This is a genomic window from Bacillus sp. FSL W8-0920, assembly GCF_038593215.1.
Taxonomy (GTDB): domain Bacteria; phylum Bacillota; class Bacilli; order Bacillales; family Bacillaceae; genus Bacillus; species Bacillus pumilus.
The window spans coordinates 1,866,514-1,891,486 of sequence record NZ_CP151974.1; the positions used below are offsets into that span (position 1 = coordinate 1,866,514).

At 43.5% G+C, this 24,973-nt stretch carries 22 protein-coding genes; 6 read left to right on the forward strand and 16 right to left on the reverse strand.

What is annotated here, in order from left to right; genetic code table 11:
* Positions 1-22: 22 nt before the first annotated feature.
* Positions 23-799 (reverse strand): MurR/RpiR family transcriptional regulator, encoded by a 777-nt coding sequence (locus NSS78_RS09300; protein WP_003211946.1) that lies wholly within the window; start codon positions 797-799, stop codon positions 23-25.
* 159 nt (positions 800-958) lie between these two features.
* Here NSS78_RS09300 and NSS78_RS09305 point away from each other — a divergent pair, with 159 nt between their 5' ends.
* Positions 959-2,365, forward strand: a complete 1,407-nt coding sequence (locus NSS78_RS09305) for a phospholipase D family protein (RefSeq protein WP_342468379.1) — start codon at positions 959-961, stop codon at positions 2,363-2,365.
* 10 nt (positions 2,366-2,375) lie between these two features.
* Here the strand turns inward: NSS78_RS09305 and NSS78_RS09310 are convergent, their stop codons facing one another.
* Genes NSS78_RS09310 through NSS78_RS09320 form a run of 3 tightly spaced genes read right to left on the reverse strand, consistent with a single transcriptional unit; the run spans position 2,376 to position 4,002 of the window.
* Positions 2,376-2,861 carry a DMT family transporter gene (locus NSS78_RS09310; protein WP_050944844.1) on the reverse strand — a complete coding sequence of 162 codons (486 nt, stop codon included), beginning with the start codon at positions 2,859-2,861 and terminating at the stop codon, positions 2,376-2,378.
* A 21-nt stretch (positions 2,862-2,882) separates the two neighbouring features.
* Positions 2,883-3,563: a Crp/Fnr family transcriptional regulator gene (locus NSS78_RS09315; protein ID WP_050944843.1), complete on the reverse strand. Its 681-nt coding sequence runs from the start codon at positions 3,561-3,563 to the stop codon at positions 2,883-2,885.
* Positions 3,564-3,576: 13 nt separating this feature from the next.
* Entirely contained in the window at positions 3,577-4,002 is a 426-nt protein-coding gene (locus NSS78_RS09320; protein WP_012010174.1) for a DMT family transporter, read from the reverse strand.
* A 211-nt stretch (positions 4,003-4,213) separates the two neighbouring features.
* On the opposite strand from NSS78_RS09320, the gene NSS78_RS09325 reads away from it, so the two are divergent.
* Positions 4,214-5,641 carry an aldehyde dehydrogenase family protein gene (locus NSS78_RS09325; RefSeq protein ID WP_212046645.1) on the forward strand — a complete coding sequence of 476 codons (1,428 nt, stop codon included), beginning with the start codon at positions 4,214-4,216 and terminating at the stop codon, positions 5,639-5,641.
* A gap of 89 nt (positions 5,642-5,730) precedes the next feature.
* Here NSS78_RS09325 and NSS78_RS09330 read toward each other — a convergent pair whose 3' ends face one another.
* On the reverse strand, positions 5,731-6,138 hold the full coding sequence (locus NSS78_RS09330) for a DUF3221 domain-containing protein (protein WP_050944841.1): 408 nt from the start codon (positions 6,136-6,138) through the stop codon (positions 5,731-5,733).
* Positions 6,139-6,410: 272 nt separating this feature from the next.
* Here NSS78_RS09330 and NSS78_RS09335 point away from each other — a divergent pair, with 272 nt between their 5' ends.
* A complete protein-coding gene (locus NSS78_RS09335) occupies positions 6,411-8,231 on the forward strand; it encodes an assimilatory sulfite reductase (NADPH) flavoprotein subunit (protein WP_212046644.1) in 1,821 nt (606 codons plus the stop codon).
* Positions 8,232-8,268: 37 nt separating this feature from the next.
* A complete protein-coding gene (gene cysI, locus NSS78_RS09340; RefSeq protein ID WP_212046643.1) occupies positions 8,269-9,987 on the forward strand; it encodes an assimilatory sulfite reductase (NADPH) hemoprotein subunit in 1,719 nt (572 codons plus the stop codon).
* Between the two features lie 94 nt (positions 9,988-10,081).
* On the opposite strand, the gene NSS78_RS09345 is transcribed toward cysI, so the two are convergent.
* The 10 genes from NSS78_RS09345 to NSS78_RS09390 form a co-directional block, all read right to left on the reverse strand.
* Positions 10,082-12,019 carry an AMP-binding protein gene (locus tag NSS78_RS09345; protein WP_327841070.1) on the reverse strand — a complete coding sequence of 646 codons (1,938 nt, stop codon included), beginning with the start codon at positions 12,017-12,019 and terminating at the stop codon, positions 10,082-10,084.
* A 12-nt stretch (positions 12,020-12,031) separates the two neighbouring features.
* A complete protein-coding gene (locus tag NSS78_RS09350; protein ID WP_212046641.1) occupies positions 12,032-13,555 on the reverse strand; it encodes an acyl-CoA carboxylase subunit beta in 1,524 nt (507 codons plus the stop codon).
* 18 nt (positions 13,556-13,573) lie between these two features.
* A complete protein-coding gene (locus tag NSS78_RS09355) occupies positions 13,574-14,356 on the reverse strand; it encodes an enoyl-CoA hydratase (RefSeq protein WP_212046640.1) in 783 nt (260 codons plus the stop codon).
* 14 nt (positions 14,357-14,370) lie between these two features.
* Complete coding sequence (locus NSS78_RS09360; protein WP_212046639.1) at positions 14,371-15,279, reverse strand: hydroxymethylglutaryl-CoA lyase; 909 nt, start codon at positions 15,277-15,279, stop codon at positions 14,371-14,373.
* 11 nt (positions 15,280-15,290) lie between these two features.
* Positions 15,291-15,506 (reverse strand): acetyl-CoA carboxylase biotin carboxyl carrier protein subunit, encoded by a 216-nt coding sequence (locus NSS78_RS09365; RefSeq protein WP_050944834.1) that lies wholly within the window; start codon positions 15,504-15,506, stop codon positions 15,291-15,293.
* Entirely contained in the window at positions 15,503-16,852 is a 1,350-nt protein-coding gene (locus tag NSS78_RS09370; protein ID WP_050944833.1) for an acetyl-CoA carboxylase biotin carboxylase subunit, read from the reverse strand. The genes NSS78_RS09365 and NSS78_RS09370 overlap by 4 nt, the downstream gene beginning before the upstream one ends.
* Positions 16,853-16,860: 8 nt before the next feature.
* Positions 16,861-18,498, reverse strand: a complete 1,638-nt coding sequence (locus NSS78_RS09375; RefSeq protein WP_212046638.1) for an AMP-binding protein — start codon at positions 18,496-18,498, stop codon at positions 16,861-16,863.
* A gap of 42 nt (positions 18,499-18,540) precedes the next feature.
* Positions 18,541-19,683, reverse strand: a complete 1,143-nt coding sequence (locus NSS78_RS09380; protein WP_212046637.1) for an acyl-CoA dehydrogenase family protein — start codon at positions 19,681-19,683, stop codon at positions 18,541-18,543.
* A gap of 142 nt (positions 19,684-19,825) precedes the next feature.
* On the reverse strand, positions 19,826-21,364 hold the full coding sequence (locus NSS78_RS09385) for a family 10 glycosylhydrolase (protein ID WP_106032532.1): 1,539 nt from the start codon (positions 21,362-21,364) through the stop codon (positions 19,826-19,828).
* Between the two features lie 24 nt (positions 21,365-21,388).
* Positions 21,389-22,195 carry a tyrosine-protein phosphatase gene (locus tag NSS78_RS09390; protein WP_212046636.1) on the reverse strand — a complete coding sequence of 269 codons (807 nt, stop codon included), beginning with the start codon at positions 22,193-22,195 and terminating at the stop codon, positions 21,389-21,391.
* 122 nt (positions 22,196-22,317) lie between these two features.
* Between NSS78_RS09390 and NSS78_RS09395 the strand changes: the two genes are divergently transcribed.
* Positions 22,318-23,079 carry a DeoR/GlpR family DNA-binding transcription regulator gene (locus NSS78_RS09395; protein WP_212046635.1) on the forward strand — a complete coding sequence of 254 codons (762 nt, stop codon included), beginning with the start codon at positions 22,318-22,320 and terminating at the stop codon, positions 23,077-23,079.
* A gap of 21 nt (positions 23,080-23,100) precedes the next feature.
* Here the strand turns inward: NSS78_RS09395 and NSS78_RS09400 are convergent, their stop codons facing one another.
* Complete coding sequence (locus tag NSS78_RS09400; protein ID WP_212046634.1) at positions 23,101-23,679, reverse strand: branched-chain amino acid aminotransferase; 579 nt, start codon at positions 23,677-23,679, stop codon at positions 23,101-23,103.
* 125 nt (positions 23,680-23,804) lie between these two features.
* On the opposite strand from NSS78_RS09400, the gene NSS78_RS09405 reads away from it, so the two are divergent.
* Positions 23,805-24,938, forward strand: coding sequence for a sugar diacid recognition domain-containing protein (locus NSS78_RS09405; protein WP_106032535.1), 1,134 nt, complete (start codon positions 23,805-23,807; stop codon positions 24,936-24,938).
* Positions 24,939-24,973 lie beyond the last annotated feature (35 nt).

Here is a 24,973-nt window from a genome sequence, read left to right on the forward strand (position 1 = left end):
GTCTCGAAGGCTTCTTTATCGGTTATTTCATTCGAATCACGTAGGCATCTAGTAAAATGCGGGCAATGACATGAAGAGACAGGCGCGATCTGACCTCATAATCTGGGAAGAAAGATTGTTCGCCTTTATATCCGACTAGAGTCATATCTGATATTTTACTTAATGTAGAATCTATTCTTGTGGTGACGGTAATGGTCGTGACTTGCTTCATGCTAAGGTTTTGACACGCTTCAACGAGCTCCGCTGTTTCGCCATTTAATGAAACAAAGATCGCAAGTTCGTTTTTACTGATGTCTCTCGATTTCAGCCGAATGATATTCGGATCGTCATGTACTTCGCATGTTTTTCCGATGAGCTGTAATTTGATGGTCATTTCTTTGGCAATCATCTCTGAGAAGCCTCTGCCGAAAATATAAATTTTGTCCGCATTATGTATTTTTTGAACGGCATCTTCAATTTGCCCAATACTTTGCAGCTGGATCGTCTTTAAAACCTCTTCTTCATTTTTCCGAATCGCTAGTTTAATGTCTTCATCAATGTTTTTGAGCTGATCACTTGCATCGGTCATTTTCTTTTCTTGTTTCAATCGATATTTAAAGGATGTATAGCCGTTGTAGCCAATTTTTTTCATCAGTCTGACAATTGTGGCTGTCGACACATTCGCTCTTTCACTCAATGTGACGATGGATAAGGTGGAGATATCCTCTAAATGCTGGTGAATATAATGGAGTAAATAACGTTCTGTTTCACTTAACGTTTGATACACTTCGCTTGGAATGTTAAATAGTGGTTCATTCAATTCGATTCCCCCTTACTCATTTCATACTATAATTAAATGCCCAATAAAAACAAGATGATTCTTTTGTCATATATTTTTTTGGAAAGCCAAAATGAGTGAAATTTCATTTTTGACATACACTAAGGAAAAGTTGTGTCTGTGTGAAAGGAGCTGATCATGATGCTTCATCTTTTGTTTTATCTCATCCTTCTTTATGTCGTCTATGTATTTTTGACCGCATTTGTTTTGTTTTATTTACCGATACGAAAAACATGCAAAGAACATTGCATTTATAAAGCCTCTTCTATCTCAGGAGACGATCAGGGGACAAATCAAGTGATGCTTCTTGACGACGGGTTTGAATCTGGTCAGGTGAGGATTCAAATGATTCGTGAGGCAAAGAAGGTGATCCGCCTCAGTTACTATTCCATTCAAAAGGGAAAAACAGCCGAATGGATACTAGGAGCTTTAATTGAAGCAGCTGATCGAGGTGTGAAAGTGCAGCTGTTGTTAGATGGCATCTGTCACAGTTTGCGCGGGCCGCTAAAGCATTTGCGCTATGCGGTAGCAAATCATCCGAACATGTCGATTCGTTTTTATGAGCCCTTTCGTTTGTTCAAGCCATGGACATGGCATAATCGGCTACACGATAAGCTGCTACTAGCAGATGGCCGAGTGGCTGTGATGGGCGGAAGAAATATCGGTGATAAATACTTTGCAGACCAGCCGCCGAAAGACTTTGCTTTTGACCGTGATGTGCTGCTCTATAACCCCAAAAAGGGAAAAGTATTAGATGAAATGGAGCAATATTTCGTTTATCTATGGAATCATGATTTCACAAAAAGAACAAAAGCTGTGTTCTCTAAGCCAAAAGCGAAAAAAGGGTTAAAGCTAAGAAAACAGCTGCTCAGATCCTATCAAGAAGCCATGCGCACGAAAGAACCTTTTGTGATGTCCTCATTTGATTGGGCAGCAGATACCACTTCTGTGAAACAGATTGCCTTTTTCACAAATCCTGTGGAACGCTTTAATAAGCGACCACTTGTGCTGAAAAAACTGAACGATCTTGCGCACCGGGCAAAGCGTTCTGTGCTCATCCAGACGCCTTATGTCATCCCAACGCGCCCAATGAAAGCCGGACTCACTCCCTTACCTAGTGAGATTCAGACGACAGTGGTGACGAATTCTCTTACGGCGACGCCAAATCCATTAGCCTTTGCTGGATATTTAAGTACAAAAAAGGAATTGATGAAAACAGGCGTTCATTTGTATGAATACGAAGGTCCATATTCGATTCATGCGAAATCAATGGTGATTGATGATTACCTGAGTATTATTGGGACATATAACTTAGATGCGAGGTCTAGTTTTTTAAACACAGAGTCCATTTTGGTCATTGACAGTGCCCCGTTTGCGTTATCACTTACGCAAGCAATTGAACGAAAAATCGCCTATAGTTATCTCGTTGCTAAAGATCGAACTGTCTACCAGACGAGCGCTTATGGACAGAAAAAAAAGCCTTTGATGAAAAGGCTCCTTTTAAATGGATTATCCGCGATAACAGTTTTATGGCGTCGATTGATATAAAGTAGGGCAGCTACTCTTGTGGCAGCCCTTTTTCTTGCGTTTGATCTTTTTCTGCAGACTCCAATTTGGTCAATTTAAACACCAAGATCCCTGCCACAATCACAATAACACCTAAAAGTTTTGTCAAAGAGAATTCTACTTTTTCTAACCCAAGCCAGCCAAGCGAATCAAACAAAAGCGCGCAGCCGAGCTGTGACGTGAGGACAATCGAGATGCCATAAGTCGGTCCAAGACGTTTGATACTTTGAACAAGACAAATGACCACTCCTACCCCAATGGCCCCGCTGATCCAGTACCATGCTTCCATATGTCTTAATCGAAACATGCCAGTCCCCTCTAGTAAGAGCCCCATCAGGAGTGAAGCAATAAAGCCCATTCCAAGAACGAGGGTTGTCGTTGACCAAGAGCCTGTGTGCTCGTTGACCTTACTGTTAAAAATGGTTTGTAAGCTGACGAGTGCGCCAGCCGTGATGGCTAATACTATTCCTATGATCATATATAAATCCCTTCATTTCCTCTATTCATAAATGTTGTGCTCGGCTATTTCTAGGAGCCCTTTGCGGTCACAAATCGTAATCTTTCCTCTCTGCCTTTCTATCAGCCCTTTTTCACAGAATTGCTGAATGACTCGGTTAATATGACGGTAGCTCGTACCGATTAAGCTTGCCGCATCAGTGAGACGAAGGGCGCTCGCGCTGTCGTCATCTGTGACAACAGACAATAAGTAGCTTGCGAGCCTGACCTCCACAGGATATAACAGGTGGAAACTCAAATCGTTTGATTTTGTATAAAATTTGTTTGTGATCCCTTTTAGCAGAAAGGTTAGCATGCGCGGGTCATCCTTCGCATGGCGCATGAGCGCTTGATGAGAAATCCTTAACATATGTACTTCTGTGACCGCTTCGACTGTATTGACCATGTCCGTCTGCTGAACGTATTCGATATCTCCAATCGCTTCAAGGGGATGTTTAAAGCTAAGAATAAAGGTTTTCCCTTCCTTTGTGGTCGTGAAAATCTTTAATTTTCCTTTCACTAACAAGTACAGGTACTCCCTCTTATCCCCTTTTGAACAAACGAGCTCCCCTTGCTCATAGCGCCACAAACTTACGTGTGATATGAGCTTTTGATGAAAGACACTTTCTAATTGATGTGCCTTCATATATGAGGCAAAAAGAGATTCATCTTGAAGCTCCTCCATCTGACGCCCTCCTTTATAGTTTTAAAATGATCACGCCTGTGACCATCAATAAAATTCCTGCGTAATGTGGCCATTTCATTTTCTTTTTCTGAACACCAAACCATCCTTTTGCATCGATTGCAAAGGTAAAAGCAAGCTGTGCAATGAGTAAAGCTGCGATAGTGAGTGTCACACCGATGATTTGAATCGCGGTGACTTCATTAAAAATAATAATCGCTGCAAATGCGCCGCCTATTAAATAAAGTGGCTGCACCTTTCGATATTCCCTGAAGTGTCCGTCTCGTACGATGAGTAAAATGACGAGCGAGATGATAAAGCCGGTCAGCTGCGTGATGGTGGCTGCCTGCCATGTGCCGATATCCTGGCTAATTCTTGCGTTGGCTACGCCTTGTAGTGTAATACAAGCGCCTCCTAATAAAGCGAAAATAACACCTTTCATTCGTTCAAAAGCTCCTTCTTTTTTCAGTCTAGTTCCATTAAATGATACATGCCTGCCGGTTGAAAAGGACATATGTCCCACTTTGCGTATTATATCAGAAACTTTTTCTTTTGCAGTTTGTTCGTTTTAGATTTTTCACAGTGGGTACAGTTTTATATCAGCTGAAAACAGAATATTGAATGAATCATATACAAAAAGGAGACATGTCAGAATGAGAAATCAAGAGAAACATTTTATTAACGGAGAATGGATTGCATCAACAGGAAACGAAACGACGGAGGTCATCAACCCTGCGACAGAGGAAGTCATTGGCACCATTAGCTTAGGAACAAAAGAAGATTTAGATAAGGCAGTGAAAGCAGCTCGTGCCGCCTTCTCTTCTTTCTCCAAAACATCTCGAAATGACCGAGTGAAGATGCTGGAAAACATTGTGCGCGGCTACGAAAAACGCAAAGATGAACTTGTAGAAGTGATGACACAAGAGCTCGGTGCACCGCTAAAAGTATCCGAAGAAGTTCATTACAAAATGGGCTATGAACATTTTTCTAAAGCAGCGGAAGCACTTAAATCTTATACATTTACAGAGGACCGCGGCGGACATACCATTATAAAAGAAGCGATTGGCGTCAGCGGATTGATTACACCGTGGAACTTCCCAACGAATCAGACATCTCTTAAAATCGCAGGTGCCATTGCGGCAGGCTCACCAGTTGTCTTAAAGCCAGCGGAAATTACACCATTTGCTGCGATGATTCTTGCAGAAATTATGGATGAAGCTGGTGTACCGAAAGGAGTCTTCAACTTAGTAAACGGAACGGGTGACGTGATTGGTGACGGCATTAGCTCACATCCTGATATTGACTTTGTTTCATTTACCGGATCAGGTGCCGTCGGCTCTAAAATTATGGAAAACGCGGCGGACAATGTGAAGAAAGTGGCTCTTGAGCTTGGCGGGAAATCCCCTCTTATCGTCTTAGATGATGCAGATGTGGATGTAGCAGCAGAAACCGCTGTTCATCATATTGCGATGAATACAGGTCAAGTGTGTTCTGCAGCTACGCGTGTGCTTATTCCAGAATCAATGAAAGACAAGTTTGAAAAAGCGCTGCTGAACGCCCTGCCGAAGTTTACAGTGGGTGATCCGAGAGAAGATCATGCTACAGGCCCGCTTGTATCTAAAAAGCAATGGGATACCGTGCAATCTTATATTGAAAAAGGAATCGAAGAAGGTGCTACCCTTCTTGCAGGGGGAACCGGAAAGCCGGACGGAATCGATAAAGGATATTTCGCCAAGCATACCATTTTCACCAATGTGAAAAATGACATGACCATTGCACAAGAAGAAATCTTTGGACCGGTCATGAGTGTCATCACGTATCAGGACCTGGATCATGCCCTTGAGATCGCCAATGATACAGTGTATGGCCTTGCTGGGTATGTTGTTGGAAAAGATGAAAAAACATTAAAATATGTCGCTGAACATATTCGTGCTGGCCAAATCACCATTAACAATGCCGAAACAGATTACTTTGCCCCATTTGGCGGCTTCAAGCAATCAGGTATCGGAAGAGAATGGGGAGACTTCGGCATCGAGGAATATTTAGAAGTGAAAGCTGTGATGGGGTTACCAACTGCATAAATCGAGAAGGGGGGAAAACTCTAGGGTTTTTCTCCCCTTTTTATTTAGTAAGAACCCATTTCGAATTTTAAGAACTGCTTACTACTCTCTTATTTATTCTTATCCATAATGATTTTGTATTTTTCGACGGTTGCTTTTGGAGGAAACGATTCTTGTAACTCATCAAACCAAATCTCAATCGTTTGCCCCTGTGACAGCTCTTTAGAATCTACTTTCGTTAAATCGATAATGATGAGATCATCTTTATACTTATCAATAAGTAGATGAGTATTCAACGAATCATCGCTTTTTAGAGGCGTTTTATTGTTTATAAGAAGTAAACTCGTCTCCTCTTTACATAGCAGTATGCCTTTTTTTGAAAAAGGTGCTGTTGTTTTATTCTGATTGTATGAATCCTTTATATTTCCCTTCGGAGAATTGCACGCTACTAATAAAATGAGAAAAATCAAGATGACAAGCCGAAAACATTTTATTTTTTTAAACTTTAGCTGTATCAAATTTCATTCACCCCTTTTCAATTCTTTGCATCGCTTCTTCATGCTAGCATTCTTAGAACAAAACGACCCATTTTTCTTAAGATGCTTTATACAGTTAAACCGATTTACCCTCAAGTTCATTTACCTTGTAAAGGTATTAGAAATGTTAATCATGACAATCAATATTATATATTTTACTTAATGGCAAACTTTCGGTAAAGTTCAAATTGAACCTATATATATAATTCCTATCGAATTAATCTATGTTTATATTCCTTGTGAGGTGGATATCGTTGCAACTTCATGTATTGAACAGTCCGTTTAGTCAGCAGCAGGCAGACTTGCTTAATCAGCTGCTTCCGTCTTTAACAGATCAACAAAAAATTTGGCTTACCGGTTATTTATCAGCACAGGCAGCTCTAACCGGATCAGAAACAGCTACTCTAGCCCCTTCTCCTTCTGCCGCAGTACCTGCGCAGCCTGTCAGTAAAGATGTGACCGTCATTTATGGCTCACAAACAGGTAATTCCGAAGGATTAGCGAAAAAGACAGCGCAGCATCTTGAGGAGAAAGGTTTTCAAGTGACGCTCTCTTCTATGTCAGATTTTAAACCAAATAATCTGAAAAAAATACACAATTTACTGATGATCGTCAGCACACATGGCGAGGGAGATCCGCCTGATAATGCCCTTTCTTTCCATGAATATGTCCATGGTAGACGTGCGCCAAAGCTCGATCATTTAAACTTTTCTGTTCTTTCACTTGGCGACAGCTCCTACGAATTCTTCTGTCAGACTGGAAAAGAATTTGATGAGCGCTTCAAAGAGCTTGGCGGGACGCGCCTGACAGACCGAGTGGATTGTGACCTTGATTATGATGAGCCGTTTTCTGAATGGCTTCAAGGGGTGACATCGTCACTTAGCGAAGGTGAAGCCGCAGCCTTCCCGCAAGAATCAGCAGGAGAGAGCAACCAAACAGCAGCTACTGAATACTCAAGAACGAATCCTTTTTATGCGGAAGTACTTGAAAATATCAATCTAAATGGCCGCGGCTCGAACAAAGAGACCCGCCATTTGGAGCTTTCACTAGAAGGATCAGGACTTATTTATGAACCAGGTGACAGCCTTGGAATTTATCCAACAAATGATCCTGCGCTTGTTGATGAACTGATCACGACATGTGGATGGAATGCAGAGGAAGCCGTAACTGTTCATAAAAACGGTGACACTCTTCCTTTAAAAGAAGCACTTACCTCACATTTTGAGATTACCGTATTAACAAAACCTCTTCTTCAAAAGTTGGCGGACTTGACGAAAAATGAAGCTCTTCATGCCCTTTTAGAAGAAGGAAATGAAGAAAAGTTAAAAGCGTATTTAGCAGGAAGAGATTTAGTCGATGCTGCGCGCGACTTCGGTCCTTTTGAAGGAACAGCCGCAGACTTTACTGCGATTTTAAGAAAAATTCCTGCCCGCCTTTATTCGATTGCAAGCAGCCTGAAAGCGAATGAAGAAGAAGTTCACTTGACGATCGGTGCTGTGAGATATGATGCGCACGGGAGAGAACGTCAAGGTGTCTGCTCCATTCTATGTGCAGAGCGCTTAGAACCAGGTGATACGCTGCCTGTTTATATTCAGCACAATCAAAACTTTAAGCTTCCTGAAAACCCTGATGCACCGATCATTATGGTGGGACCAGGCACAGGTATCGCCCCTTTCCGTTCGTTTATGCAGGAACGAGAAGAAATCGGTGCAAGCGGAAAGTCGTGGTTATTCTTCGGCGATCAGCACTTTGTGACGGACTTCTTATATCAAACCGAATGGCAAAAGTGGTTAAAAGATGGCGTCTTAACGAAAATGGATGTGGCTTTTTCAAGAGATTCAGAGGAAAAAGTATATGTTCAGCATCAAATGAAGAAGCAAAGTAAAGAATTATTCGAGTGGCTGGAGCAAGGTGCGTATGTATATGTTTGCGGAGATGAAAAGCATATGGCGCATGATGTGCATCGTACCCTTCTATCGATTATCCAAGAAGAAGGAGCGATGAGCAAAGAGAAAGCAGAAAGCTATCTAGCTAACTTGCAGCAGCAAAAACGCTATCAGCGCGACGTATATTAATGGACTTGATGCTTGAAAGAAAGGAGCTTTTACTTACATGGTGAAGACAGCATTAACAGCGCCGGATGGACCTCCGAGCGACGTAGAAGAAATCAAAGAAAAAAGTGATTATTTACGGGGTACGTTAAAAGAAGTAATGCTTGATCCGATTTCAGCGGGAATTCCTGATGATGACAACCGCCTGATGAAACATCACGGCAGTTATTTACAGGATGATCGGGACCTCAGAAATGAACGGCAGAAACAAAAACTTGAGCCTGCCTATCAATTTATGCTGCGTGTACGCCTGCCTGGTGGAATCGCCACATCTAAGCAGTGGCTAGTGATGGATGAGCTTGCTCACACATACGGAAACGGTACGTTAAAGCTGACTACTCGTGAAACCTTTCAGCTTCACGGTATTTTAAAATGGAATATGAAAAAAACCATTCAAGACATTCATTCTACTATGCTTGATACAATTGCTGCTTGCGGCGACGTGAACCGGAATGTCATGTGTACATCAAACCCCTATCAATCAGAAGTGCACCATGATGTTTACGAGCTGGCGAAAAAATTAAGTGATGACCTGCTTCCGCAAACAAGAGCGTATCACGAAATTTGGCTTGATGAGGAAAAGGTTGCGGCAACGCCAGATACAGTAGTTGAACCGATGTATGGCCCGCTTTATTTACCAAGGAAATTCAAAATTGGTGTGGCGGTCCCTCCTGCTAATGATATTGATGTCTTTTCGCAGGATTTAGGCTTCATTGCGATCATCGAAAATGAGCAATTAATCGGCTTTAATGTCGCAATTGGCGGCGGAATGGGTATGACTCATGGTGATACAGCGACCTATCCTCAGCTTGCAAAAGTAATTGGCTTTTGTACACCGGAACAAGTTGTAGAGATTGCGAAACAAGTGATTACTATTCAGCGTGACTACGGAAACCGTTCCGTGCGAAAAAATGCCCGCTTTAAATATACAGTGGACCGCCTTGGTCTTGAGAATGTAAAAGAAGAGCTGGAGCGCCGCCTCGGGTTTGCCCTTTTAGGCGCAAGAGATTATCACTTTGATCATAATGGGGACCGCTATGGCTGGGTAAAAGGCATTAATGGCAGATGGCATTATACGATGTTTGTAGAAGGCGGACGTATCACAGATTATGATGATTATCCGCTGATGACGGGCATTCGTGAAATCGCAAAAATTCATACGGGTGACTTCCGCTTAACAGCGAATCAAAATTTGATCATTGGAAATGTCACTTCTCATAAAAAGAAACAAATCGAGCAACTCATACAGGAGTTCGGTTTATCAGCTGGTCAGCAGCACTCTGCACTCCGCCGCAGTTCAATGGCCTGTGTTTCTCTTCCAACATGCGGCTTAGCAATGGCAGAAGCAGAACGCTACCTCCCGCGCTTGATTGACAAAATTGAAGAGATTGTTGAAGAAAACGGCTTAAGTGATAAAGAAATCACGATTCGTATGACTGGTTGTCCAAATGGCTGTGCCCGCCATGCGCTAGGTGAAATTGGTTTTATCGGCAAATCACCTGGCAAATACAACATGTATCTTGGCGCTGCGTTTGATGGCAGCAGATTAAGTAAGCTGTACCGTGAAAATGTTGGTGAGGAAGAGATTTTAAACGAGCTTGGCGCTCTTCTCCCCCGCTATGCAAAAGAACGAGAAGACCAAGAACATTTCGGTGATTTTGTTGTTCGGGCAGGGATTGTCAAAGAAACAACAGATGGCACGAATTTTCATGTGCAATAGAAAAAGACAGGACACTCTCCTGTCTTTTTTCATCCCTAGGAAGGAAGAACGAGTACCGGCACGCAGACCTCAACACCGATGCGATGGCTCTTGTTTACACGCTGTTCTGTTTCCGTTTCAAGTACTCGCAAATGCTTTTGTACACATGAGGATTGTCTAAAGAAGAAAGATCTGGTGGAGGCTGCTGTTCATAAGCTCCTTTTAATAAACGCCGGACGATTTTTCCGTTTCTTGTTTTCGGTAAAGCTGAAATAAGATGAATTTCCTTTGGCGTGAGCGCTTTTCCCGCAAATGAACCAACATGTGATTTGAGATCTTGAATCAGTTTTGATTCGTCACAAGACTGCGGGCTGGTCACGATGAAGCATACGAGTGCCTCCCCCTTCACCTCATCCTTTACCCCAATCACAGCTGCCTCGTGTACTGCCGGATGACTGACAAGAATGGATTCAATTTCTGCTGGACCGACACGTTTTCCTGCTGTATTAATGACATCATCCGACCTGCCAGTGATATGAAACGTGCCATCCTCTGATTGCACCACCCAATCACCATGTATCCACACCCCATCAAATCGTTTGAAATACGTGTCTTCATAACGCTTAGGATCTTTCCAAAACCCACATGTCATGCCAACCCATGGCTTTTTCACAACGAGCTCTCCTACTTCATTTATGACGCTCTCACCTGCTTCATTATATACATCAGCTGCCATTCCTAAAATCGCCGCATTAAAAAGGACTGGTTTAATTGGGCGAAGCAACGTACTTCCTACAATTCCGCCTGAGACTTCTGTTCCTCCCGAATAGTTTAGAATTGGAATATGCTTATGACCAATTTTATCAAAAAGCCATTGCCATGGTGCTTCATTCCATGGCTCACCTGTAGATATGATGGCTTTGACATGCGGCAGCTTTATACCTGCAAGATTTTGCTGCATCGCAGATCGAACAAACGTAGGTGAAAGGCCAAAGTGGGTGACCCTTTGCTTGTGAATGAATGACCAGAGGTGCTGTTCATCTGGATAATCGGGTGCGCCGTCATATAAAACAATCGCAGCTCCATTGATCAAGCCGCCAAAGACGAGAAATGGCCCCATCATCCAGCCCATGTCTGTGAGCCAAAACAAGCGGTCTCCTTTTGCAACGTCCATACAAAGACCGGCATCAAAAGCTGCTTTTACAGGGAATCCTGCGTGTGTATGGACCGCTCCTTTTGGCGTACCAGTCGTTCCAGAAGTGTATAAGATCATGAGAGGCTCTTTATTTGTGAGATAGGTCGGTTCACTTATCGGGTCTTCTTTTAACAAATCGTTTAACCTAATATCTCCTTCATATTCAGTGTCAGAGGAAGTGTGTACAATAACGGTTTTGACGGTCGTGGTTTTGCCTATGGCTTCTGCTGCACATTCCCGCATATTGATCTTCTTCCCGCGGCGCGTCATGCCTGAGCCTGTAACGACAATGGCTGCACCTGACGCACGAATACGTACGGCAAGAGGCTCGCTTCCATATCCAGAGAAGACGGGGCTAAAGATAACGCCAATTTTTGCAAAGGCTAGCATGACAGCGACCGTTTCAGGAAGCATCGGCATATAAATGACTGCCACATCTCCTTTTTGAAGCCCATTCTTCAAAAAGCCAGCAGCGAGGCGATTCACCTTTTCCTGAAGATCGAGATACGTCCATCTCCTCTCTTCGCCCATCTCGTTTTTCCAAATCACGGCTGGCTGATGCTGCGCTTCTTCGTTCTCTGCCCATTTGTCCACGGCCGTTTCGGTTATGTTGAGTTGGCCGCCTTTATACCAGTTTGGCCACATGAGTGAATCTTGACCTAATGCGGCTTCATACGGCATCTTCCATTTGATACCGACCGCCTTTTCAGCTTCTCTCCAAAACCAATCGGTACGCTCGATACTAGCTTTGTAGAATGCATCATAAGTAGAAAAACCAAGTGAGTGCATCCATTGGTAAAGACGTGTCTGTTTGATCATTTGCTCTTCCGGTTTCCATACTGGTTTCAGGTTCATCATGAGGCTGCCCCCTTAGACCGGATAGACCGGATGTTTTCGTCTTGTAAATGTCATCTCTTTTGAGGAATAGGCTTGTAATCGATGACAAAGCTCATCTCGCAGGTGGTCGAACGGGATGACGCCGTCGACAATCATTTCAGAAGCAAGCTCATATATATTCATATCTTCTTGATATTCCTTGCGTTTCTCTTGGATAAATGCAGCTTTCTCTTCAGCAGGCAATTCGGCAATCTTATTTGCATAGACAGCATTTACAGCCGCTTCTGGCCCCATGACAGCAATTTGCGCTGATGGAAGAGCAAGACAGCAGTCTGGTTCAAACGCTGGTCCTGCCATTGCATATAAACCTGCACCGTATGCTTTACGCACAATGACCGATATTTTCGGAACGGTTGCCTCTGACATAGCGGAGATCATTTTCGCCCCGTGCCTAATAATGCCAGCTTGTTCCACTTTTGTTCCGATCATAAATCCCGGTATATCCGCAAGGAAAAGGAGCGGGATATGAAAGGCGTCACATAGCTGAATAAACTTGGCAGCTTTGTCAGCTGAGTCATGGAACAGCACCCCGCCTTTTACCCTCGGCTGGTTGGCAATAAGACCGACAGGCTGCCCGTTCATGCGGCCAAAGCCTGTGATCAGCTCTGCGGCAAACAGTTTTTTGATTTCAAAAAATGATCCTTCATCAATGAGTAAATCAATGAGCTGATACATATCAAAAGGGGTATTCTGCCCTTTAGGAATAAGGTCTTGGATGGTCCTCTCAGATGCTTTAGGTGCTTTTGCGGCTGCCAGTTTTGGTTTTTCTGTATAGTTGGCAGGCATGTAGGTTAAATAGTCGCGAGCGATTTGAATGGCTTCTTCCTCGGTTTTGGCTAAAATATCACCACATCCTGATATGCTGCAGTGCATGTTTGCCCCGCCCATTTCTTCAAGTGTTACTTTTTCTCCAATCACCATTTCGGCCATTCTCGGAGAGCCTAAATACATCGAGGCATTCCCTTCGACCATCACAACGATGTCACAAAAAGCAGGAATGTAAGCACCTCCTGCCGCAGAAGGACCAAATAGTAAACAAACTTGCGGGATACGTCCAGACAGCTTCACTTGGTTATAAAAAATGCGTCCCGCTCCTCTTCTGCCTGGAAACATCGCAATTTGATCGGTGATTCTAGCACCCGCAGAGTCGACTAAATACAGCATTGGGCAGTTGAGCTTTTCTGCTGTTTCTTGGATTCTGATGATTTTTTCGACCGTTTTGACGCCCCATGATCCAGCTTTGACAGTAGAATCATTTGCCATAACGCATACGGTTTGCCCATTCATCCGCCCCGTCCCTGTAACAACACCATCTGCTGGTAAATGCTCATCTTTACACTCGGCAAACATCGCATCCTCAATGAACGAATCCTGATCTAATAACAACTGGAGCCGGTCACGGACGAACAATTTTCCTTTTTCTTTGTTTTTTTGATGGTATCGTTCAGCTCCTCCTTTGACAATCCGCTGTTTTTTCACTTCATATTCTTCAATCATGCCCATTCCCCTTTCTTGCTAGTTGCCTCTGTATTGAGGCGTTCGTTTTTCTTGGAAAGCTTGAAGGCCCTCCATTCGATCTTCTGTATCAATGAGCCGGACATAGGCTTCGTATTCCTTCATCAAACCTGTACGCAGATCATGATCAAGACTCATTTGAATCGCTCGTTTCGCTTCTTTTAAAGCAATTGGGCCGTTTTTGGCGATTTGTTTTGCGAGAGAAATGGCGTCATTCATAAGGGAATCTGCTAAAGAGAGGTGCTCAATTAGTCCAATTTGAATGGCTTCTTCAGCTTGTAATGAAGCACCTGTGAAAATGAGTTCTTTTGCTTTACCGAGTCCGATGAGACGAGGAAGCCGCTGCGTCCCTCCTGCCCCTGGTATGATAGCTAGTCCTGTTTCTGGCAGACCGAGTCTTGCTCCGGCTCGTGCGATGCGAATATCACAAGCCAGTGCGAGCTCAAGTCCTCCGCCAAGTGCGTGTCCATTCATGACGGCAATGACAGGTACAGGAAGGGATTCAATTTCTGTAAAGGTTTGCTGAATTGACAGAACTGCCGCTTTTGCTTCTTCTTCTGTCATCAATCGTCGCTCTTTTAAATCAGCACCTGCGCAAAAAACGTTAGAACCAGCTCCTGTCATGAGCAGGCAGCGGATGCTTTCATCATGTTTGATTTCTTGAATGAGTTGATTGATCTCCTCAAGCATCGCAGCAGATAGGGAATTTGCTTGTGCTGGTCTGTTTAAGGTCATGATTCCAATCTGTTCATCTTGTATCGTAAAATTGACCAATGATGTCATGTCACATTCATCCTTTATGAAGTAGTATGAGAGTGAAAAGCGCGTAAACAATGACTAGGCAGGGTTCGATTTACTTTTGATTCGATCCATTCTGCCGCTTTTATCAATGCTGGAAAATCGATATTGGTTTCAATTCCTAGTTTTTGAAGCATATGCACGACATCTTCTGTCGCGACATTTCCACTAGAGCCAGGCGCATATGGACAGCCGCCTAGCCCGCCGCTAGAGGCGTCAAATGTGGTGATTCCAGCTTTTAATGCCGTATAAATATTGGCAAGACCCATCCCTTTCGTATCATGAAAATGAAGAGCGATTTTATCAGCAGGAAAACGTTCAAGTAAAATGTCTAAGCGTCTTTCTACTTGAAGCGGATGGGCTTCTCCAATGGTGTCACCGAGTGATATTTCATCAATGCCATAAGAAAGCAGCATATCCGTTAACCGCAACACTTGATCCATCGGCACTTGATGTTCATAAGGGCAGCCAAACACGGTGGAAATATATGCGCGTGTCTGTTTTCCTGCTACTTTTAAATCAGCTGTCATTTGTTTGATGACAGGAAGTGTTTCGTGGATGGATTGATTCATATTTTTTTTGTTATGTGTTTCACTCGAGGAGATAAACATAGCGCCTGTGTCAAGATTTGCTTCAAAAAAGTGAGCTAAGCCTTTTTCGTTAGGAATGAGTGCTGCATAGGTGATGTCGCCTCTTTTGTGTAAGGATTGGGCTAACTCTTTGGCGTCTTTTAAGGCTGGGACCCATTTAGGATGAACAAATGAGGTGACTTCAATATAAGGAAGCCGGGCTGTTGTGAGCAGTTCAATCCATCTTTGTTTCTCACTTGTGTCCAGCCAAGTGGATTCATTTTGCAATCCGTCCCGCGGGCCAACCTCCCTAATAAGTACACGCTTTGGTAATGCCATCTCGCTTCCCCCTATTCTGTCAGCTCTAGAAGAACCTCCCCTTCATCGACAAATTCTCCCTCTCTTTTATACACTTTGCTGATGACACCTGCCTCTTCTGCCACTATTGGAATCTCCATTTTCATTGATTCCAAGATAGCGACCTCCTGCCCTTTTTGCACTTCATCGCCTTGTTTCACAAGAAGCTTCCATAAGTTTCCCGCCATTTGTATCGTGACCGTTTTCATGAACGGTTCCCCTCCCTTTTTTTCATGAGAAAATCGGTTGTGATGCTGCCATGTAAGAAAGTAGATGATTCAGCCATTTCCCTCAAAAGCGGTAAGTTGGTTTTGATCCCTTCTATTTCATATGCTTGTAACGCCTGTTTTAATCGTTCTATTGCAAGTTTTCGTGTATCACCGTAAACGACCATCTTCGCAATCATTGGATCGTAATATGGGGTAATGACGCTCCCGCTTGTCACACTTGATTCATGGCGTATATAGGGAGCTTCTGGTATAGATAGCCGAGTGATTGTTCCTGGTGACGGATAAAAGGTGACGGGATCCTCCGCATAGATTCTGACCTCGATGGCATGCCCGATTTGATGAATGTCCCCCTGATTGAAGGAAAGCGGCTCTGATGCAGCGATTTTCAGTTGCTCCTCGACAAGATCAATACCTGTAATTTCTTCTGTGACAGGGTGCTCTACTTGTAATCTCGTGTTCATCTCTAAAAAGTAAAATTGTTGGTTTTGATCGACTAAACATTCAATTGTCCCTGCATTTTCATAGCCAATGGCTTTGGCTGCTTTCACCGCCACCCGTCCCATCTCTTGTCTTACGGATTCATCGAGACAGGCAGCTGGTGCTTCTTCGATGATTTTCTGGTGTCTTCTCTGGAGTGAACAGTCGCGCTCAAATAAGTGAACCCCGTGGCCAAATGAATCAAAGAGGACCTGGATTTCAATGTGCCGCGCGTCTTCAATGACCTTTTCCATATAAAGCGTCCCGTCGTTAAAAAAACTTTGCGCTCTTTTTTGATTTCCCTCAAAAGCTTTACGCAGCTCCTCATCATTTCGGACAAGCTGCATGCCGATACCTCCGCCTCCGCTTGATGCCTTGAGCATGATCGGATAACCGAGTGACTGCGCTTTACTGACTCCTTCTTCTGCGTCATGGAGAGGTGCTGAAACGCCAGGTACAATGGGGATTCCCGCATGATCCATCGTTTTTCTCGCTTCAATTTTATTCCCCATGCGCTGAATGACCTGTGCAGATGGACCAATAAAAGCGATTCCTTCGCTGCGGCAGCGTTCTGCAAAGGCGGCATTTTCTGATAAAAGGCCATACCCAGGGTGGATGGCGTCTGTATTTGTCTGCTTGGCTACCTCGATGATCACTTCCATGTTTAAATAGCTTTCAGATACTTTTGCACCTCCAATAAGATAGGCGCTGTCTGCTTCTTGCACATGAAGTGCATGCTGATCTGCCTCTGAATAAACAGCCACGGTGTTGATCCCGAGCCTTTTACAAGTCCGAATAATTCGACGAGCAATTTCGCCTCGATTGGCGATCAATACTTTTTTGAACATCGCTGCCCTCACTCCTTTATTAGATCAAGTGCCTGTTTTTTCAGACGAAATTTTTGAATCTTCCCTGAGGCGGTCATCGGATACTCGTCTGTGATGAAAAAATATTTCGGAATTTTGTAGCGTGCCATTTGTGACTGACAGTAGCTGGTTAATGTCTCAATCGTCACCGTGCGACCTTGTTTGAGCCGAATGAATGCGGCGGCTTCTTCTCCGTAAGTCTCGTCAGGAATACCGACGACCTGTGCATCAAGAATGGCTGGATGCGTGTAAAGAACGTCTTCAATCTCTTTTGGATAAACATTTTCCCCGCCTCTAATGATCATATCTTTCAGCCGTCCTGTGATTTTCACATAGCCATCCTCATCCATCTCCGCTAAATCTCCTGTATGAAGCCACCCGTCCTCATCAATGACTTCATTTGTGGCTTCTTCATTTTTATAGTAGCCTTTCATCACGTGATAGCCTTTCGTGCACAGCTCGCCTTGTTCTCCTCTTGGTACTTCATATGGGGTACCTGGGGCGGTGATTTTTACCTCGATGTGAGGAAGCGCCCGACCGACTGTTTGAACCCGCCTTTCAAATGAATCATCCGTTCTTGTTTGGGTAATGACAGGCGAGCTTTCAGTCTGGCCGTAGGCAATCGTGAGCTCCTTCAGACCCATTTGTTCAATGACGGCTTTCATCACATGGGATGGGCAGAGAGATCCTGCCATAATGCCGGTGCGTAATGTGGACAGATTGTACTTGTGGAAATTCGGATGATCAAGCTCTGCGATGAACATTGTCGGGACGCCGTGAAGAACCGTGCACTTCTCTTTTTCCACTGTTTGAAGGACTCGCTCTGGGTGGAAAGATTCAATTGGAATGATCGTGCCACCTTTTGCGAGACAAGCAAGTACGCCAAGAACAGACCCAAAGCAATGAAAAAACGGCACGGGGATACACATGCGGTCTTCACGGGTGAGCTTCATGCAATCTGCGATTTGACTGGCATTGCAGACGATGTTTGTATGGCTGAGCATGACACCTTTTGGGTAGCCGGTTGTCCCTGACGTATATTGCATATTAATGACGTCATCAGGCGTTAGCTCCTCCATTCGTTTCTCCCATTCATCATCCTCCGTTCTTTTGGCAGCAGCTTGAATACTGTCCCAGCTGCGCATGCCCTTTGGCGTGTGCTCGCCAATATAAACGACACTTTTTAAATATGGAAATGCTGTTGAAGTGATCTCGCCCTGATGAGCTGTTTGGAGCTCTGGGATGAGGTCTTCAAGCATTCTGACATATGATGTCTCTTTAAACCCGTCTACGATAAACAGCATGCTGCTATCAGAGTGCTTTAGTAAGTAAGCGAGTTCTTGTGATTGAAAGTTCGTATTCACGGTGACAAGAACGGCTCCAATAGAAGCGCAGGCGAATTGCAGCATGAGCCATTCAGGTACATTGGGTGCCATAATGGCGATATGATCTCCTTTTTGAACGCCTAATGCCATAAGACCTTTCCCTGTTTCCTTGACCTCTTTAAAAAACGCTTCGTATGAATAACGTAATGAACGTTCTGGATACACAATGGCTTCATGTGCTGGGTGCTGCTCCTTTTTCTCTTTTAATAGGGAGCCAATCGTTTGTGGATGAATCGACATCATGAATTTCCTCCTCCACCAATAGTAAGCGTTTTCATAAAAGAATTAAGCTAACAATTGTCTTGCGATGACTAAACGCTGAATTTCAGAGGTGCCTTCTCCAATTTCCATGAGCTTGGCATCTCTCACAAGCCGTTCTACCCCGCACTCTTTCATATAGCCTGTTCCTCCGTGAATTTGGACAGCATCAAGACTTGCTTTTGTCGCCATTTCTGAAGCGAAAAGTTTGGCATAGGCAGCTTCTTTTGTAAATGGCTTGCCATGATCTTTCAGCCAGGCGGCTTTCCACACCATTTGTCTAGCGAGTTCTATTTGCATCGCCATATCTGCCAGCTTAAACTGAATGGCTTGGAAGGAAGAAAGGGTCTGCCCAAATTGCTTTCTTTCCTTTGCATAGGAGAGAGAAGCATCTAGTGCAGCTTGTGCGATCCCAACAGATAAGGCAGCAATCGAAATTCGCCCCCCGTCTAAAGTGTATAAAAATTGCTTGAAGCCTTTATTTGGATCTCCTAATATATGATGAGCTGGTACACGTACGTTGTCTAAAATGATTTCAGCCGTATCTGAACCGCGCACCCCCATTTTGTCGTATGGATTTGTAATGGTCAGCCCTTTTTGCCCTTTTTCTACAATGAAGGCGGAGATGATTGGACGGCCGTGCTCATCGTGATCCGATACGGCGGTAACGATAATGGTTCTGGCAAAATTGGCGTTTGTGATCCAGCACTTCTCCCCGCTAATCACATATTCTTGTCCGTCTTTGACCGCTTTTGTTTTTGTCCCTTTAGCATCTGATCCTGCATTTGGTTCCGTCAATCCGAAGGAACCGAGTGCTGTTCCAGATGCCAGCGGGAAGAGGTGATCCATTTTTTGTTCCTCTGTACCGAAATAATACAGCGGGCTTGCGCCTAAGGAAACGGCCGCGGCATAGCTAAGACCTGTACTGGCACACTGTTTTCCGATTTCTTCTACAGCGAGCGCATATGAGATTGTATCTCCTCCTGAGCCTCCGTATTTCTCTGGAAAAGGAATGCCCATCAAGCCGAGATCCCCCATTTTTTGAAAAGTTTGGGCTGGGAATACAGCCTGTTCATCAATGGTTTGAGCGAGTGGTGCAATTTCTTCCTTGGCGAATTCTTTGACCATCTGCCGGATCATTTGCTGTTCTTTCGTTAATTCAAAATCCATCGTGTTTCCCCCTTTGGCTCTTTTCTATCATATTTATTAATCAAGTGTCTGCTTCATGCCAAGCTTGGCTGAATTCAGAAAATTAAAACAAAAATAATAGAAAAAAGCATGAACGAAGAAAATCCTCATTCATGCTTTTTCGTTATCTCACTCTTTTTGTAGAAGGTTTGCTTTCGTGATGAAGACGATTGAGAGCCGTTACTTTGTAAGTATTACTCTTATTCTGGTGAACTGAAAGATCTTTGACAGATGTCAGCGTACCAGTTTCTTTTCTAACAGTTTGAAGCAACTCATATGTTCCTTTCGTCGTCAATCGATAGACTGCATAATAGGATGCGGTAGATTGCGGATCATTTTTGATCTGTAAAGCTGCACCATCTGCTGTTTTTTTAATAGATTGAATGATTGGTTTTTTTGGCGCTTTCTGATGAAGCCAAGGCATTTCTGGAATGAGAGCCGGTTTACGGTACGCATCTTCTATCAATCGATTTTTGACATTTAAAGGGTTACGGTTGATATCCTTTAGGCTAAAGTGCATGCTTCCCTGTACGAGAGGTGACTGTCTGTTTAGTTTGATCTGCCGAAAGTATTCTTCTGGATCTGACCAAGCAGGATCACTGTTTTGATTAATTTTATACGTCGCCTGACCAATGTACAGGTGAACAGGCTCTCCCTTCACTTCATTTGACCACCATTTCGTGAGCACGTCATAGGCGGCTGCCTGAAAACCGATGCTCCAGTAAATTTGCGGGGTGACATAGTCGATATCATGCTGCTGAATCCACTCTCTTGTATCAGCATACAAATCATCGTAATTGGTCATCCCTGCTGTGGTATTTGAACCAGTCGGATCATCCTTTATGTTGCGCCATACTCCAAATGGGCTAATACCAAATTTCACATACGGCTTTACTTTCTTCACGGTGTCGTTGATTTGCTTGACCAATTGGTTCACATTATCTCTTCGCCAATCTTCTATATGCGTAAATGCCTTTTTTCCATATGTTTCATACGTTTCTTGATCTGGGAACGGCACACCGGCTATTTTATTCGGGTAAAAATAATCATCCATATGCACTGCATCAATATCGTAGTTTTTCACGACTTCTTCTATACCGCCGACAATGAACTCCTGAGCTTTTGGAATGCCTGGATTGAAATAAAGCTGATTTCCGTACGCAATGGTCCAATCAGGATGTTTTTTTGCCGGGTGATCGGCTGATAAACGGCTGAGATCGGTATGATTCATTGTGATGCGATACGGGTTAAACCAAGCGTGAAATTCGAGCCCACGTTTATGAGCTTCTTCGATCATGAATTCAAGCGGGTCATACCCGGGATCTTTCCCTTGCGTGCCGGTTAAATATTCGGACCACGGCCCGTATGCCGAAGGGTAAAAGGCATCTGCTGTCGGTTTAATTTGCATGATCACGGCATTCATATTCATCGCTTTGATCTCATCTAACAAATGAATAAACTCTTCTTTTTGCTCTTTGACAGGCAGTCCTTTCTTTGAAGGCCAATCTAAATTATAAACCGATGCGATCCATACTGCGCGCATCTCTCTTGTGCTTTCAAGCTTCCCTTTTGGGATTGGACGAGCTAGACTGCTAGAAGGAATCAATAAGAATACAAACATTAAAATTAGTGTTAGACACGTCATACAGATCTTTTTCACCATTTTTTGCATCACCTCATCATCAGTTTATTCCGCTTTTTGAGATCGAATGCCAGCAGATGGTGTCAGCAGGATGTTTTTCATTTCCTTGAGCTGGACTTCAGGGATGTCGCAAGCCTCGATTAAATACCGCTCTGCACTCCCGTATGTCTTCATCATTTCGTTTAGCACATCTTCCAGATAATCTTGCTGCACACCGAGAAGCGGCTGAATTTGCTCTTTTGATACCCGATATAAACTCATCATCCGGACAAATCGCTGCTGCCTTCTGACAAGCATTTTCACCCCTTCGTTAGAGCGCATGTATTCACTTAAAACGGCAGACATCGGTACACCTGCTGCTAATTGAATGAGGGCAGATAAAAAGCCTGTCCGGTCCTTACCGCTTGTGCAGTGAAGCATCAGCGGGTAATTGCTTTTATCTGAAAGCAGTGTGAACAGTTGCTGAATTTCTTCTTTACGCTCTGTGAGCATGCTTTGATATAAATCCTTCATAATCGGTGTGAAAGTGAAAGATTTCCCTTCTGCTACCAGCATACGAAACATGGTCCATTTACTTGGCATCTTACTGTCAGGATGCATGGGAATATGGACGATTTTGTTATGTTCCTTGATCTTTGGCGGATGTGATTTGCGTTCTGAGGCTGTACGGAGATCGCAAACAGTTTGAATCCCAAGGGTCGAAAACGTCTCGATATCTTGTTTCGTCAGACGGGACAAATCTGCGGATCGATAAATCATCCCCTCCCTGATGACCATTTCATCTGTTGTGTGAAGTCCCCCTACTTCTCTAAAATTCGCAAGCTTTGAAAATGGGTTGTTTGATTGATTCATAGAAGTGAAAGTCCTTTCCGTTACGTTCTTTTCTCTATCATACGCTTTTATCGAGATGGGGAAAAGAGAAGCCATTTGGTATAATGGAAAAAGGACATACGGTTGGATTGGAGAAATGTAGCATGATCAAAACAAAACGGATTCAGCAAATCAAAGAGTATGTGTTTGACCGGGAATCTGCCTCACTGGATGAGCTTGTGGCGCATTTTGGCGTTTCAAAAAACACGATACGCCGAGATGTACAAGCATTGGTCGAGTCCGGCGTGCTCAAAAAAGTATATGGCGGAGTGGCTGTGAATCATTCAACATTAGTAGTATATCAGGAGCGAAAGACCCATCAGCTGAGTAAAAAGCAATTGATTGGTCAAACAGCAGCTGCTTTTGTGGAAAATGGGGATATGATTTTTGTTGATTCTGGTACGACAACACTTGAGATGCTTCCCTATTTGACTGAGAAACAGGTGACTGTTGTGACCAATAATGTAGATTTCATCACACAGGCGATGCCTTATGAGAATCTCACTATCTTTTCCACCGGTGGGATGCTTGAGAGAAAAACGAATTCATTCGTTGGCTATCAAAGTGTAGAGCGTTTGAAAACTTACAATGTCAATAAAGCCTTTATCGCATCAACTGGTTTATCCATTGATCACGGCGTCACGAATTCGTCCCCGCTTGAAACGGATATTAAAAAGACGGTTGTTGAAAAAAGTGCCAAAACGTTTTTATTAGTGGATGATAGTAAATTTAATCATTACGCTTTGACCACATTTTGTCATTTGCAAGATCTTGATGTCGTCGTGACGAATAAACAGCCAAGTGAAGATTATCTTCAATATGGAAAAGAGCATGATGTACGGTTTGTCACGCCTTCATCAAAATAGATGGATCACAAAAACAACGGCTCAGGAATTTGAGCCGTTGTTTGATTCATTCATTTCAAGCTGCATGATCAGGCGGAATAAAAAGCGGTACACGGCTGAGATGACTTCAATGAAGGGCATATCTTCATGGATGTCCTCAAGCTCAAGAAGCTGTAAATTCACATCAAACAAGCCGTCTTGCCCATTAAATTGAAGCTGCGCACCATTTAATGAAGCCAGCATGTCCTTTAGAATGCCTGTGTCTTTTTTAGGACGTTTGAAACCGAATAACACGGTATACGTTTGAAATACTTCGTCCCATTCAATGGCTAATCCATCGACTCTCACCACATCAAACCACTTTGATTCGATATAAATGAATTCTTTTTGATGTTGTTTTACATATGTAAGCGGTGTGTTTAGAAATGAGGTGCCCTCTGATTGAATCATGTCCTCGGATTCTTTGTCTACACGCTCAATATATACATCGCTAAAGCGTGCCTCTTCCTTTATTCTTGCACCCTCTAAAGGCCAATTGTGGCGCGCCGCTTCGTCATATTCAAAGTCTGTCAGCGCTTGTCCTTCTTTCAATAGATCTTGTAAGCGATTTTGTAGCGACATGGCTATGTCTCCTTTCTTCTCCTTCATGTGCGTGTATTATTTTAGCATAACTCATGAAAAGAAAGATATGACTCAGCATATGATGGTATGATAGTGTCAAAAGATACATCTCGGAGGGGTACGTTTTGCTCACAATGACACTGGCAGAAAAAATCGTAGACGAGGTCAAAAAGGTGCTGACTGAGGAAATCATCATTACACAAACAAACGGCACCATCATAGCGGCAACAGATCCAGCGCGCATTGGTCAATTTCATGAAGGGGCATATTTGACATCCTTTGAAGGACAAAAACGAATCCTTACAAAGGATGATGAGCAGCGAATGAAAGGGGTCAAAGCTGGCATCAATCTGCCTATTTATTTTAAGCAAGAGGTCATTGGTGTAATTGGGATGACAGGAAATCCTGTCCATGTCTCTCCATTTGGCGAAATATTACGAAAAATGACCGAATTGCTTATTCAAGAACATGAATTTTTTCTAGAAACAGAAACCGATGAACGGCAGCTTGAAGCGTTTGTGTTCGACTGGCTTCATCTGCCAGAGACAGCCATCGATCTCACTGAAAAAGCAGCGCGGCTTCAGCTTGATATCAATAAGCAGCGTGCGGTCGTCCTCATTGATTGTCACGATGAATCGTTTATGAAGCAGGATCAATACAAAAAAGTGAAGGAAATGCTGCATCTCACCAATCAGGAAATGATCGTCCGCTGGGGACATGCCCGCTTTTTGCTCATGCTACAAACCTCGGCAAATGACCGTGATACTTTGCGGCAGCGTCTTTTTCACATCCATGCTGCGCTCACCGCACATCCTAAGTCAAAGGTTTTGATAGGTGCGGGAAAACCTGCAGCTGGACAGATGATGAAGCAATCATTTCATCAAGCCTTTCGTGCTTTAAAAATGGCGAATGCAGATACACCGATTGTGTTTGATGAGGATTTAACACTTGAACTTTTTATAGAAGAAGTGAGTCAGGAAACAAAAGAAGTGTTCCTTGATCGAACGATTGTCCCGCTTCTCCCCTACCCTGAACTAGTGAAAACATTGCGTGTACTCATGACGTCAGATTGCTCATTGAAATATACTGCGGAAGCGATGCACGTACATATCAATACACTGCATTACAGGCTAAAACGTATCCAAGATTTAACGACACTTGATCCGAAACGCATGCAGGATGCGATGCTCTTTTATTTAGCCTTGATGCTATTAGATCATCATCCAAATAAACGAGGCGAGAAGCCCGATATTTTGTAGAATCGTCCATAGGCATGAGGCGATTCTTTTTTTAT